Origin of the sequence: Aerococcus sp. Group 2 (assembly GCF_905125285.1) — a bacterium.
GTDB classification, from domain to species: Bacteria; Bacillota; Bacilli; order Lactobacillales; family Aerococcaceae; genus Aerococcus; species Aerococcus urinae_E.
The window spans coordinates 107649-119482 of sequence record NZ_CAJHPA010000004.1 but is presented as its reverse complement, the minus strand read 5'-3'; the positions used below and the strand labels follow the sequence as shown (position 1 = coordinate 119482).

The following is an 11834-nucleotide window of genomic DNA, read 5'->3' as shown; positions in this document are numbered from 1 at the left end:
ATTTAACATGGATGCTAACTTGAAAATCGCTAAAGAGTTAGATTGTGACGTGTTGGTTGTAGGAGCTGGTAATGCAGGTATGCAAGCAGCAGCTGCAGCAGTTGAATCTGGCAGCAAAACAATTCTGATTGAAAAAGAAGAAAATGAGAATATGCTACGCTTATCTGTTGCGGCTGTTGGTTCCAAATCGCAAAAAAGAGCTGGTAATTATATTGACAAACACGATTTAGTCAATTACATGACTGCTTTTGCTCAAGGTCGAGTGGATCAAAAACTCATTTATACCTGGGCCAATCACTCTGCTGAAACTGTAGACTGGACAGAAGAACAAGTCTTAAAGCCCAACGGACTGAGCTGGCGGTCGGAACCCGATGCTTTTAATAGAAATTTACGCTACCAAGCTTGGCCAACTCAAAATGATCCAGAGCTTGATAATAACAAGGGAAAACTATCTCCCTATACTCCATTTTTCATCGAAAAATTAAAAGACCTTGGTGTTGATATTCATTTCAAGTTAGCTATGAAATCGATCAATAAAGAAGACGGAAAAGTTACGGGAATCATCGCTTACGACCTTGAAAATGAGATTTACCTCAAAATCAATGCTAAAAAAGGAACCATCCTGTGTACGGGAGGATATTCTGCTAATACCGAACTCTTGGAAAAATGGAATCCCCTCTCTCTTAAGAAAAATGTTACCAATGATTCCCCTAGGGCCAATGGTGATGGTATTGTCGAAGCCATAAAAGTTGGTGGATGGAAGGATGAAGAACCCGCTCAACTGGTCTTTGATAGGGGCATGTATAAGCCTGGAGAAGAGGCAACTGAGATCTATAAAGAGTCAGAAGAATTCGGAGATTGGCTCTGGCTAGGCAGTCAACCCTTCTTAAAAGTAAACAAAAATGGGGAAAGATTTGCTAACGAATCCTCTCCTTATGAGTATATCTTGAATGCTGCAGCCTACGAACCGGACTATGCCTATGCAATGATCTTTGACGCTAATTATGGAGATGACGCTTTAGAAAATCATATGGTGGGCTGTGCGCGTATTGGATTCCCAGGATATATGCTGAGCAAAGAATCCTTAATCGAAAACACTGAAAAGTATATCGATAAAGGATTTGTTCAAGTTGCAGATAGCTTAGAAGAACTTGCTGAAAAACTACAAATGCCAAAAGACAAGCTGATCCAAACTGTTGAACGTTATAATGAATGTTGCGAAAAAGGCGTCGATGAAGATTTTGGCAAGGAAAAAATGAGACTTCACCCTGTAAAACAAGGACCATACTATGGCGTTTATTTAGCTGGTAGAAATCTTTGCACCTTGGATGGTTTAAGGATTAACACCAATATGCAGGTTATTGATAAAAATTACGATCCAATCCCTGGCCTTTATGCAGCTGGTAATGACTCTGGTGGATTCTTCTGCGGATCCTATAGTGAAAGATTACCAGGACTAGCTGCCAGTCGTGCTCAAACCTTTGGGAGACTTGCTGGAAAACACGCCGCTCAACAAGGCTAAGCTGTTTTACTAAGACAATATTTTTACAGCATTTGCTGAATTCTTGATTTTCAGCATTTAAAAAATCGATAGACTTTTCTATTCAAAAGACCTCCGCCTAGACTAGACGGAGGTCTTTTTTATTGTTTATAATGTAAGCGCTTCTTTTATTTACAGCCTAATCATATGTTAAAATAAGATAAATGAAAACAATCACAAAGTCACCAATGTCTCATTATGAGATATTTCACCTTTCTTGTCGCAAGGGGATAAATTAAATGAATACAAAAATTATTATCTTTTTAGCTTTAGAAAAATTATTAAAGAGCAAGCCATTTGAGAAAATCACTGTCATTGAAATTGCCCAAGCGGCTCATATTTCCCGGGCCACCTTCTACCGTCACTTTGAAGATAAGTTTGACCTGGCCAATTGGTATTACCGACAAAAGGCTGAAGAGGTCTTCCAAGATACTAGTCAAGATTCCCCTTGGTACATTTTCTATGGTCTCTCCCTATTTATGGGCCAAGAAGATGCTACCTTTATGCAGGTCATGTTAAATGAACGCGGCCAAAATTCCTTCTTTGATTTCGTCTCTGATATCTTTTATGACTACTGGTTGAGCCGCTATCAAAAAAATATTCACCGGCCTAGCAATACCAAAGAACGCTTTGCCCTAGCCATTTGGTCTCGGGGCGGGGCCAGTGTCTGGCAATACCGCTTAAATACACAAAAGCGCTTGGAAGCTAAAGAAATGGCCGATTTATTTGAATTCTCCATGCCTGATTTTCTCAAAGCAAGCGAAAAAACAAGCAGCGATTAATCGTAAAAAATCGCTGCTTGTGCCTTTTTAATCAGTCTGAGTCTCCGTTAACAAAGCATAGTAAACTTGGCAGGTCTTATTGACTTTATCATAAGTTAGGTCAAAATCCTGGTAGCGGTAAAGCCCTTGAAGAATTTGTTGATAAAAAAGTGGCTGTCTCGAAATTAGCCGGTAGGCTTCTGCTTCATCAAGCGGCTTATCGAGGTCATTCAAACGAAGCGCCAGTTCAGTCACTAGTCGCCCATCTGAGTCTTGATAGCTATAAATCAGGGATTGATCACTCAGGGCCCGGATTAAAAAGCCATGCTTGTGGTCCAAGCCCTTTAAATTGACGAGGCCGTAATGATGACGTTCCCTATTGACTAAGTCTAAAAATACTTTATCGCTCATGACACTCTCGCTTTTTTTAGGCTGCTTAGCCACTCTTACCGAACTTTCCTCATCATCCGGCTGACTACTTTCCTGATTTGCCTGTCTGGCTTGGACTCCTTGGTTGAGCATACGCACCTGGGGCTTGGCAGTTGGCTCTTGGTCTGGGCTAGCTTCTTCATCACTAGTTTTTGAATCTTGAGCTTTTTCTTGGTCAGACCCACCCTTGACCGGCCATAAGTTCTTCAAAATCGTTCCCGTATTTAGACGGTCCTCATATTCTAAGTCATTCTCATCAATTAATTGCAAGACATCTTTCTTAGTCGCCTGAGCTAATTGGGACAATGTGTCGCCCCACTGGCTGACATAAACCTTAAGCCCATAGCGCTGTTGCCGTTTCATCTCCTTTTGAATGTCAGTCACCGTCTTTTCTTTAAAAGGCTCTTTTAACATGGCTTCCAAGGCTCGGTCTTGGACCTTAGCTACTTTTTCTGCATGGCTTTTCTTATTGCCAACTTTTTTATTTCTTTTGCTAGTCTTTTTCTTATCTGCTGGGGTCATAATAATAAGGCCTCCTTGATTAACTGATGTCGACCTTATTATATAAGAAATTTGCTTTTTTCACTGGAAAAAGCCTTATCAGCTACTATTGACCCAGAATTTGGGCTGAATAAACCAGGTTATAGTCGCCATCTTTTACGAATTCTAGACCAATAGCTTGTGAATTGAAGCCAGGATCAATCATATTTTCATAGTGGCCAGGACTAGCCTTCCAATTATCGAATAAGTCCTGGGCAATGGCTTGGGGACTAGTACCAGGCTTAGCATAACTTTGTTGGATATTTTCACCGACATAGTTTCCAGCGCCTTCAAATCCGCTAGCAGTGTTAAAGGCTTGGCCATTGGGACGGGTATGGGAAAAGACGTCAATAATTTCCTTAGTCCGGATATCGGAAGCCGCTTGATAAGCATTACCATAAGAGAGACTAGTTAAGCCCAAACTTTGTCGTTCAGCATTAACTAGGTCATGGAAATGAGCGACTACTTCCTCTTCCATGCTTACTCCTGGATCGACTTCTGGCTGACTGGTCGAAGTCTGGTAAGCGATTGGTTGATTGTCGCCAGGTTTTTCAGGAGTAAGCTGGTCAGTTTGACTTTGGCTGGATGGGCCTTGCTTTTGGTCAGCTTTTAAGTCTCCTTGTCCGTTTTCTGGACGTTGACTTGCTTGTGGTTGAGGGCGATTCTGACCTTGATCTTCTTTATCTTGGTATTTTCTACTATCGTCATCCCAATTATCATCAAAGTCATCATTACCTTGTCTATCATCATCTAGATCGTCATCGTGGGCATCATCATAAGGATCTTCATCGTCTTCATCATCATAGTCATGTTCATAGTCTAAAACCGCAGCATTCAAGCCGTCGATCAAGTATTCATACTCAATAGCGCCATGTTCAAATTCAACTTCATAGACTAAGCGACCATCTTCTTCATCCGCTTCAATTTCTACGTCCTGAATTTGCCCTTGCGCTAAACCGCTATGGGCTAAGGAAGCTTGCAGAGCTGCAGAGCCATCAATTGCCTGAACCTGGAAATCTTGATGGTTAACTTCTTCATAGTCATCATAGTCGTCGGCATCGTCATCATCAATTTCTACTTGGTATTGGGTATTTACCACATTACTCTCTTGATAGGCAGCGGGAGCTGGGGCAGTGTTCTGACTTGGTGAAAGATAGTAAATATCATCATCATCGTCCCAGTCATCATCATAATCATCATAGTCGAAGTCGTCATCGTCATAGTCGCCATAATCATCGTAATCGTCATAATCGTCGTAATCATAGTCTTCATAAATATCATCGTAGTCATCATATTCATCGGCCTGAACTTGGTCACTTAGGCCAAAAATCCCAAGACCTACCGCACTCAATCCTAAAAATAATTTCTTATTAAATTCCATTCTAATACTTCCTTTCTCACTTCCGTATTTTTGAAATAGTGATTAGCTGATTTTCATTCCTTGGCAGCTATCACTACTTAATACAAGGTTGGAGAAATCTTTAGGGCCCTTTTTTGATTTATTTTTTAAAAAAGAGCTTTTATTCTAGAATTCAGGGCTAAATCTGCTCCCTTAGAGCTTAAAACATACTTTTTCACGCATTTTTGCTATAGTTAAAATGAATTTATTTTTTTCATAAAGGAATTTTTAGGTTAAATAGTCAATTTTTAATAAAATAGGCCCTAAAATCCATAATCGCTTTGTATTATCTAGTAGAGCAGCCCTCCTTAGATGAGTGGCTAATAAGGAGAGAAAATTATGGTAGATAAAGACCAGCGGGATGCCCTGATCAAGGAACATTTCGGTTTTATTATTAACACTGTTTCGGAAGTGACCGGGCGCTATGTGGAAGTGGGGAATGACGATGCCTTCTCCGTAGCCCTCTTAGCCTTTGATGAGGCCATTGACCGCTATGATGAAGACCGGGGACACTTCCTCGCCTTTTGTAAATTAGTGATAAAAAGTCGGGTGTTAACTCATTTGAAGCAAGAAAACCTGCAAGAAGCGGATGAGTCACTGAATGACCTTCATGAACAAGGCTTTGATCCTAAAGATGATCGAGCGCAAAGTAATTTTGATATGAAGGCAGAGATCGAATCTTGGAAGGAAGACTTGGCGGACTTTTCCATCACTCTGGAGAAATTAGCCGATGAAGCCCCTAAACACCAGGATACCAGAGAACGGGCCATTGATATTTCTGAGGCTTCCAGTAAGAAAAGGTCCATCACCGACCACCTCTTTACTAAAAAGCGACTCCCCATTCGCAAAATGAGCCGGATGTTCTCGGTCACTGAAAAAATAATTAAAGGAAGTAAAACCTTTATTATTTCAGTCATTATTATTTTCTTTAAAGAATACCAACACTTAATTGCTTGGATTAGGGGGTGAGGACATGTACCAAGAAGTCGTTATTATTGAAGTGAAGGATGATTATAGTCTAGCTATGACCCGGACTGGTCAGGTCATCCGGATCAAAAACAAAGCTAGCATACATGTTGGTGCAAGAATTTATGTTACCGAAGAAGATCTCTTCCAGTCAGCAGCTACAGATAAGGTCGTCCCCATGCGGTCAAAAAGGAAACGATCTGCTAAGCCCTGGTGGAAGGCGCTCGCCCTAGCGGCAATGGCCCTTCTCCTCATTGGAACAGGAACTTGGGCTAGCCAATGGCTGCAACGGGAAAACGCCCTAGCTGTTGGACAAAATCCAAGTGTCCAAGTCACTACTAATCGCGACCAGCAAGTCACCGGGGTCTATGACGCCAATGCCCAGCCTCGTTCAGATAGTGAGCTCAAGGGTAAAGGGCTAAATGAAGTCCTCGATGACCTATTAGGAAGTATCAAGTATCCTGAAAATGAAAATATCCTAATCGCCATGACTAAAACGGACGAAGAAAGTATGCGCAAGATTGAAGCAGCCATCAGCAAATACTTCCAAGATAGTGGCTATTCCGGCGACCTGATTTTCCTAAGAGGGGAAACCAGTGAATTCCGCGCTGCTAAGGAAGCAGGAACTTCCTATACCTCCTACTTGGTTGACCAATACCAGCTTGACATTTGGGATAAAGACCAAAACGATGACTTATCTGACCAGGAAAAAGCCAGCCGCCTAAGTGGCCACGGCAGTTTCCGTTCGATAAATAATCAAGAGCAGAAAGATGAGAAGGACAAAGAGAAAGAGGATAAGGAAGACGATAAAAAAGAAGAAAAAGAAGAGGAAAACGAAAGTCAGCAATCTTCCAATGACTCAAAAGCACAAAATCAGCAAAACAACCAGCAAGATCAAGGTGCGCCAGCCGAAAACCAACCGCAAACCGCACCAGAAAATGCCACACCTCGTCAAGCGCCAAGTCGCCCTGCACCCCAGCCAAACCAGCCTGCGCCCGCTCCGCAGCCAAGTCAACCTCAAGGTCCGCCCCTTTATTATCCAAGTGGTGATGACGATGATTGGGACGATGACGACTGGGATGACGATTGGGATGATGACTGGGACGACGATGATTGGGATGATGATTAGTCTCTAATCCGACTGATATCATCCTATAAATAAAAACAAAGCCCTTACCGTTAGGAAGATTTTCCTAATAGTAAGGGCTTTATTAGTTTGCTAATTCATCTTTGCTTTTAAGGCTTGAATAATTTCGACTCCAGCACTAGTTCCAATGCGCTCAGCTCCTGCATCAACCATGTCTAAGAAGTCTTCAGCCGTGCGGATCCCACCGGCTGCTTTGACCTTGACTTGGTCACCAACAACTTTTTTCATCAGGCGGACGTCAGCCAGCTCGGCTCCTGAGGGGCCAAAGCCAGTTGAAGTCTTAATAAAATCAATCTTTACTTCTCTAGCGATTTGAGCCAGATGCCTAATCTCGTCATCACTTAAATAACAATTTTCAAAAATGACCTTGGAAATCACTTCATGGTCACGGCAGAGCTTTGCCATGGTCTGCATTTCTGACTTAACCAGTTCCCAATCTTGGTCCTTGACTGCCGTCAAATTCACCACATAGTCAATCTCATCAGCCCCGGCTTCAATGGCTATTTGAGCTTCCAAGCGCTTAGCTTCAACCGTTAGTTGACCTAAAGGAAAAGCAATAGCTGCGCCGATATGAACGTCCCTATCTTTTAAATACTTACGGCAGGTTTCCACCTGGAGGGGGTTAATAGCTACCATACGAAAGTGATAGTCGATCGCCTCCTGGCAGAGTTCCTGGATTGCCTGACTACTGGCGTCAGCATGCAAATTGGTGTGGTCAATCATTTGTGCATAATCATCTAAAATCTTCATACTTTCCTTCCTTTCGCATTCAATCCTTGACAGCTTAATCTTCACTCATAAATTCGAGATTATTTTTACCCAGGGGAAAGAAGCGCTGTCCCCCAATTCGACAATGGTCCAAGAGTTCTAAACTCACTTGGTCAACTTCTCCATTGGCTTCATTACGGGCAATCCGAAAAACCGTGTTGGCAAAAATATCCGCCACTTGGATCATATCCCGCTCCTTGGAATCCTGATATTCCACCTGGACATCCGCTAGCCGTCTCTTTTCGATAGTGAATTTAATCTGCAGGTATTCTTCTAAGGAATTCAAGGATTGGATGGCTTGGTTGCGGTTATCAATCATCAAGTAAAGCTTTTCTTGGCGGTCTTGGTGGGAATGAACTATGGCCCCTACCGCTAAACCAATAAAATAGTTAAAAGTTAAAGCTGGGATCCGCAGCAAATTATCATAGAGTTGAAAATTATCAATGACTAAATAATGGAAGGTCAGATCAGTTTCTTTAGTCAAGGCATCAAATACCGCCGCCTTCATGGCATTAGGCATCATCGAGCCCTTAATTTCCTGATGGATATCTAAATTACTGTCTGGGTGCTGGTCTAAGTATTCCTTCTTAGCCTGGCGAAAAACGCTCCGGACCTGTTTCTGATCTGCAGTTTCCGCAAAGGCCATGACAAAGTAACGCGAATTTTTCTTATGGTCGGTAGTAATCATCCCGGATTCGTCCACAAAAAGTTGCACAGTCTCTCCTCCTCGTTCACTAAAGCCCTATGGTTAAGTCCAGTGTAACACGGCGAGTAAAGAAGCCAAAGTCAGACCAGCTTAAGCCTGACGGTCAAATTGACTATTGTATAAGTTGTAATAAAAGCCGTGTTTTGCCAGTAATTCTTGATGGCGACCTTGTTCCACCACCTGGCCTTGGTCAAGGACTAAGATGGTATCGGCTTCTTGAATGGTCGACAGTCGGTGGGCCACCACAAAGCTGGTCCGCCCTTGCATCAGTTTATCGAAGGCCGCTTGGACAGCTTGTTCCGTTACGGTATCGATCGAACTGGTCGCTTCATCGAGAATTAACATTTCAGGATCAGTCAGGAGGATGCGGGCAATACAAATCAGCTGCTTTTGCCCCGTGGAAATATTGGCGCCGCCTTCTTCTAGCATGGTGTCATAACCCTCAGGCATCTGTTCAATTAAGCGGTGTAAACTCGCCGCCTGGGCTGCTTGGATGATCTCTTCTTGGCTGGCCTCTGCCTTGCCATAAGCAATATTTTCAGCTACCGTTCCTTGGAATATCCAGGCATCTTGGAGAACCATACCAAACAATTGGCGAACCTGGTCCCTAGACATGTCCTGGGTATCAACACCATCAATTAGAATCTGGCCAGCATCGGGTTCATAGAAGCGCATCAACAAGTTGATTAAGGTGGTTTTCCCGGCTCCGGTTGGTCCCACAATGGCTACGGTATCCCCCGCTTTGACATGACAAGTAAAGTCTTCAATCAAAGGTCGCTTAGGATCATAGGAAAAGTAAAGGTCTTGAATAGTCACTTGACCCTGGCAATGGTCGAGAGCCACTTGGTTCCCTTCAGCTTCAGCATCAGCTTGGTTTAGGAAATCAAAAATTCGTTGCGCCGCCGCCAGAGCCGTTTGCATTTCGTTAATGACGGCTGAAATTTCATTAAAGGGTTGGGTATATTGGTTGGCATAGGTGAGAAATGAGGAATAAAGCCCCACAGTCAGCTGACCATTAACCACCGCAAAGGCCCCATAAAGCCCCACTGCCGCATAAACCATGGCATTTAACAGCCGAGCGGTAGGATTAATCAAGGCCCCGTAAAATTGAGAAATTACCCCACTCTTATGCAAACGCAGGTTGATGGCATCAAAACGCTCCTGGCTCCGCTCTTCATAGGTGAAACTCTTTACCAAGTATTGATTATTGGCCATTTCATCCATGTAGGCCCCTAGCTCACCGCGCAAGGCCACTTGCTCTTGAAAATAACGGTAGGTCCGGTTGGCAATCAAGGATGAAACTAGCACAGAAATTGGCGTCAAAACGATCACAATCAGGCCAATCTTGGCATTAAGCGACAGCATCATAATGATAATCCCTACAATCGTCGCCAGGCCGGAAAACAGGGAAGTGAAGCTTTGTAAGAGACCATTACTAAGGTAATCAACATCGTTAATAGCCCGGCTAACAATATCCCCATAGGCATGCTGATCCAAATAAGACAAGGGCAGTGATTGAATTTTAAAGAAGACCTCTTGCCGTAATTGGTGAGAGATTCGATAGGATAGGCGGCTGGCTAGGTCATTTTGTAGGTAAGAAGCCAAGGCCGCTGAAAGGGCTAAGAGAATGAGAAGTCCAATAGCTCGTCCTAAGGCGGAAAAATCAACCGCTCCGGCTGCAACTAATAAATTCACTGCCCGGCCAATTTGGATTGGAATCAGAATTTGAAAAAGTACGGCCAGGGTCGAAGCCACTAAGATCCCCACAAAATAGCCAGGGAAGGCTTTAATATATTGAACTAGGCGTTTACTGGTTTCAACTGGCATCTAGGCTTCCCCCTTTTCTTGGCTATCTGGGTATTGGCTGGCATATATTTTTTGATAAGTTGGGCAAGTCGCCAAGAGCTCTTCATGGCTAGCAAAGCCGACTAATTTCCCATGGTCTAAGACTAATATTTTATCGGCATGTAAGATCGAGGAAATCCGTTGGGAAACCATGATGAGGGTCTGTTCTTTTTCCAGAAGCACTTGCCGCAAGCGCCCTTCAGTCGCAAAGTCTAAGGCCGATACCGCATCATCTAGGATAATCGCTCGGCTGGGTTGGGCCAGAGCCCGGGCAATAGTTAGCCTTTGCCGTTGACCTCCAGAAAAATTCATTCCGCCTTGGTCAACCGCGGTATCTAGCCCCTGGGCCTGCTTGATAAAGTCAGCCGCTTGGGCCTCTTCTAAAGCCTGCCACAAGTCATTATCAGAGATATTCGGCTGGTCCATCTTCAAGTTATCTCGCAAGCTCCCCTTGAAGAGGACTGCCTTTTGAGGAACTAGGGCAATGGCCTGACGTAAGCCTTTTAAAGAGAGACTTTCAATGGCTTGCCCGTTAATCATGATGTCCCCACTTTGCTTTTGGTTGAAGGCTAAGATCAAATTAACCAAGCTAGTTTTGCCCGCTGCAGTACCTCCGATAATACCGATAAATTCGCCTGCATGAATTTGAAAGCTGAGTTCGCTTAAGAGAGGCCGGTCACTGTAAGAAAAATTCACCTGGTCAAAAGTGATTGCTAAAGGCCCTGTGGATTGTGCCAGGTCGTTTTGTCTGTTTTTCTCCAAGGCAGACTGCTCTTCGCCTGCTACCGGCAAGGCTAAAAAGTCATCAATCCGGCGGGCAGAAGCGAAGCCCCGGCTTAAGACCACTAATAAGCGCACTAAAACACTCAAGGCTAAGAAGATACTGGTCATATAGGAAGTTAAAGCAATAATCTCCCCCTGCATGAGATAGGCATTGTTCACTAAGCGCCCCCCAAAATAAAGGATCAAGCCAATAGCAATGTTAACCACTGATAAAGAAATCGGGGTTGCCAGGGCTTGGACCTGGCCCACTCGAATTTGTTGGTCAACTAAGTGGTCATTTTCTGCTTGGAAACGTTGAATCTCCTTTTTTTGGTTAACAAAGGCCCGGATGACCCGTATCCCATTAAGGTTTTCGCGAACCACCTGGCTCAAACGGTCTAAACCACGCTGGATGCCTTGATAGCGACGGTTTGAATTGAGGGTTATCCCTGTGAAGGCCAGGCCCAAAATAAGGCCAGCAATAATAAAAATAGGAGACAGTTGAGGGCTAATCAGATATGCCATAATTATGGACCCGATGACAATGACTGGTGAACGCGAGGCTAGGCGTAGGGCCCTGGCCACTGCTTCTTGAATATTATTGGTGTCATTAGTTACCCGGGTAACTAAGGAATCGGCCCCCACCTTGTTGAGCTGATTTAAGGTCAAATGGTTAACTTGGTCAAAGAGGGCCGACCTTAACCGAGTGCCTACTGTCTGCATAGTGACAGAAGCATACCACTGACAAACTAAGGCAAAACAATAACCTAAGAATGGCAAAAGCACTAAAAGCAAGCCTCGCTGCCAAATATAGGTCGTATTGCCAGGATTAATCCCCTTATTGATCAAATCAGCCATAACATAGGGAACCATTAATTCCAGAACCGCTTCAATCAGCTTGGCTGAAAAAGCCAGTATCTCTTTTCCCTTATTTTCTAATATCACATCTTTAACTCGCATAAATAGACTCC

General features: G+C 43.6%; 10 protein-coding genes. 4 read left to right on the top strand and 6 right to left on the bottom strand.

What is annotated here, in order from left to right; genetic code table 11:
- Positions 1-7 precede the first annotated feature (7 nt).
- Positions 8-1522, top strand: coding sequence for an FAD-dependent oxidoreductase (locus tag JFU01_RS06680; RefSeq protein ID WP_195856338.1), 1515 nt, complete (start codon positions 8-10; stop codon positions 1520-1522).
- Between the two features lie 257 nt (positions 1523-1779).
- Positions 1780-2322: a TetR/AcrR family transcriptional regulator gene (locus tag JFU01_RS06675; protein WP_195856337.1), complete on the top strand. Its 543-nt coding sequence runs from the start codon at positions 1780-1782 to the stop codon at positions 2320-2322.
- Positions 2323-2349: 27 nt separating this feature from the next.
- Here JFU01_RS06675 and JFU01_RS06670 read toward each other — a convergent pair whose 3' ends face one another.
- Together JFU01_RS06670 and JFU01_RS06665 are read right to left on the bottom strand one after the other, a co-directional pair.
- On the bottom strand, positions 2350-3252 hold the full coding sequence (locus JFU01_RS06670) for a LysM peptidoglycan-binding domain-containing protein (RefSeq protein WP_195856336.1): 903 nt from the start codon (positions 3250-3252) through the stop codon (positions 2350-2352).
- 85 nt (positions 3253-3337) lie between these two features.
- Complete coding sequence (locus JFU01_RS06665; protein WP_195856335.1) at positions 3338-4651, bottom strand: CAP domain-containing protein; 1314 nt, start codon at positions 4649-4651, stop codon at positions 3338-3340.
- Between the two features lie 357 nt (positions 4652-5008).
- Here JFU01_RS06665 and JFU01_RS06660 point away from each other — a divergent pair, with 357 nt between their 5' ends.
- On the top strand, positions 5009-5638 hold the full coding sequence (locus tag JFU01_RS06660) for a sigma factor (protein ID WP_195856334.1): 630 nt from the start codon (positions 5009-5011) through the stop codon (positions 5636-5638).
- A gap of 4 nt (positions 5639-5642) precedes the next feature.
- Positions 5643-6764 (top strand): anti-sigma factor domain-containing protein, encoded by a 1122-nt coding sequence (locus JFU01_RS06655; protein ID WP_195856333.1) that lies wholly within the window; start codon positions 5643-5645, stop codon positions 6762-6764.
- A 90-nt stretch (positions 6765-6854) separates the two neighbouring features.
- Here the strand turns inward: JFU01_RS06655 and deoC are convergent, their stop codons facing one another.
- The 4 genes from deoC to JFU01_RS06635 form a co-directional block, all read right to left on the bottom strand.
- Positions 6855-7532: a deoxyribose-phosphate aldolase gene (gene deoC, locus JFU01_RS06650; RefSeq protein ID WP_195856332.1), complete on the bottom strand. Its 678-nt coding sequence runs from the start codon at positions 7530-7532 to the stop codon at positions 6855-6857.
- Positions 7533-7566: 34 nt separating this feature from the next.
- The gene (locus JFU01_RS06645) at positions 7567-8265 is read right to left on the bottom strand and encodes a DUF3800 domain-containing protein (RefSeq protein ID WP_195856331.1); all 699 of its coding nucleotides are present in this window, start codon (positions 8263-8265) and stop codon (positions 7567-7569) included.
- Between the two features lie 81 nt (positions 8266-8346).
- Positions 8347-10083, bottom strand: coding sequence for an ABC transporter ATP-binding protein (locus tag JFU01_RS06640; protein WP_195856330.1), 1737 nt, complete (start codon positions 10081-10083; stop codon positions 8347-8349).
- On the bottom strand, positions 10084-11823 hold the full coding sequence (locus tag JFU01_RS06635; protein WP_195856329.1) for an ABC transporter ATP-binding protein: 1740 nt from the start codon (positions 11821-11823) through the stop codon (positions 10084-10086).
- Between the last annotated feature and the right edge of the window lie 11 nt (positions 11824-11834).

What these genes read in the sequence shown, in the direction of transcription:
- JFU01_RS06680 (WP_195856338.1), top strand. Translation starts at nt 8, where the DNA reads ATGGATGCTAACTTGAAAATCGCTAAAGAGTTAGATTGTGACGTGTTG.
- JFU01_RS06675 (WP_195856337.1), top strand. Translation starts at nt 1,780, where the DNA reads ATGAATACAAAAATTATTATCTTTTTAGCTTTAGAAAAATTATTAAAG.
- JFU01_RS06670 (WP_195856336.1), bottom strand. Translation starts at nt 3,252, where the DNA reads ATGACCCCAGCAGATAAGAAAAAGACTAGCAAAAGAAATAAAAAAGTT.
- JFU01_RS06665 (WP_195856335.1), bottom strand. Translation starts at nt 4,651, where the DNA reads ATGGAATTTAATAAGAAATTATTTTTAGGATTGAGTGCGGTAGGTCTT.
- JFU01_RS06660 (WP_195856334.1), top strand. Translation starts at nt 5,009, where the DNA reads ATGGTAGATAAAGACCAGCGGGATGCCCTGATCAAGGAACATTTCGGT.
- JFU01_RS06655 (WP_195856333.1), top strand. Translation starts at nt 5,643, where the DNA reads ATGTACCAAGAAGTCGTTATTATTGAAGTGAAGGATGATTATAGTCTA.
- deoC (WP_195856332.1), bottom strand. Translation starts at nt 7,532, where the DNA reads ATGAAGATTTTAGATGATTATGCACAAATGATTGACCACACCAATTTG.
- JFU01_RS06640 (WP_195856330.1), bottom strand. Translation starts at nt 10,083, where the DNA reads ATGCCAGTTGAAACCAGTAAACGCCTAGTTCAATATATTAAAGCCTTC.
- JFU01_RS06635 (WP_195856329.1), bottom strand. Translation starts at nt 11,823, where the DNA reads ATGCGAGTTAAAGATGTGATATTAGAAAATAAGGGAAAAGAGATACTG.